Below are 1,433 nucleotides of genomic sequence, written 5' to 3'. Positions count from 1 at the left end.
CCGTGTCGAATGATGGGATGGACTCCTCTCGTTTTTCGCGTCCAAATGGCGCACTGGTCTTCATTGGCGTGGGGATCAGGTCTTCAACGAAAGGAGTCCGACATGAATGCTACAACCGTCGCCGTCGATCTGGCAAAGACTGTTTTTCAGGTCGCTGAGGCCGATGCCAATGGCCGCATCACAGGCACGCACCGACTCACGCGCACACAGTTCGAGCGCTTCTTCGCAAACCGCGTCACCGGCCAAGTCGTCATGGAAGCCTGCGGCTCGGCCCACCACTGGGCGCGGACGCTGCAGCGCCAAGGCGTTGCGGTGCGCCTACTGCCAGCCACGCACGTCAAGCCGTACTGCCTGCGCAACAAGACCGACGCAGCAGACTGTGGCGCGCTTTTGCAGGCCAACAACGACCCGCGTATCCGTGAGGTGCGCGTCAAGTCGGTCGAACAGCAGGCTCTGCAAGCCCTGCACCGAGCTCGCAGCCAATGGATGAGCAGCCGCACCCAGCGCATCAACACCCTGCGTGGCTACTGCCGTGAGTTCGGCGTGCCGATCCCGGTGGGCGCCAAGACGGGCTTGCAGGCTGTGCGCAGCCTGGTGGGAGACCCGGGCTCGCCATTGCCCGCCATGCTCCGCCCCACGATGCAGATGCTGCTGGTCGAAGTGGTGCAGCTGGAGGCGCGCATCGCCCAGCTCGAGCGCGACTTGCGCGAGGTCGTGCGGCAAAGCCCCGCCTGCCAGTTGCTGCTGTCAATCCCCGGCGTGGGTCTGCTCACCGCGACGGCGCTGGTTGCAGCCGTCGGCACCAACCTCACGCAGTTTCGCAACGGCCGCCAGCTCGCTGCCTGGATGGGCCTGACGCCCTACGAGCACAGCTCAGGCAACACGCGGCGGCTCGGGCACATCACGCGCGCTGGTGATCGCTACTTGCGAACGCTACTCACGCACGGCGCGCGCAGCGTCCTGCAGGCAGCTGCTCGCGCGCACAGCGCCGGGCGCGACTGCACAGGGCTTAAGGCCTGGGCGCTCGCCGTGCGGGAGCGAACGAATCAGAACAAGGCCACCTGTGCGCTGGCCAACAAGCTGGCGCGGATCTGCTTTGCGACGCTGCGTCACCAGCAACCCTTTGACGCGCAGCGCGCCTGCAAGCCGCGACCCGCAGCGCACTGACCAACTTGTTGCTTTACTTCTCGCTTGCCAAGGACTGATTGCCCCTCATGGCCAACAGGGACGAACCCCAGGAAGCGCTGACGCCGATAACTAGTCCGGCTCGTTGCAAGCCGATCGAACGTTTGGCGCTGCTTCCTACCACGCGGAACCCATGACGGCACGGGCTCAAGCAGCCCACCACTGATGCCGGATATACGACCGCAGGCGTTTACCTCAAAGGCCAACTACAGTGATCAGAACCTTGTCGTTGGGGAGGAGTCCATATA

1 protein-coding gene is annotated in these 1,433 nt (G+C 64.4%); it reads left to right on the top strand.

Annotated features, from left to right (window positions below; genetic code table 11):
* Positions 1 to 102 precede the first annotated feature (102 nt).
* Positions 103 to 1,167 (top strand): IS110 family RNA-guided transposase, encoded by a 1,065-nt coding sequence (locus IM725_RS19920; protein WP_193782383.1) that lies wholly within the window; start codon positions 103 to 105, stop codon positions 1,165 to 1,167.
* The last annotated feature ends 266 nt before the right edge of the window (positions 1,168 to 1,433 follow it).

The organism is Ramlibacter aquaticus (assembly GCF_015159745.1).
Classification (GTDB): domain Bacteria; phylum Pseudomonadota; class Gammaproteobacteria; order Burkholderiales; family Burkholderiaceae_C; genus Ramlibacter; species Ramlibacter aquaticus.
Note: the sequence above shows the minus strand (reverse complement) of the source record. Positions and strands in the feature narration are given on the sequence as shown.

Bases quoted from the DNA above. Each gene is read 5' to 3' on its own strand.
- IM725_RS19920 (WP_193782383.1), top strand. From the start codon at position 103: ATGAATGCTACAACCGTCGCCGTCGATCTGGCAAAGACTGTTTTTCAG.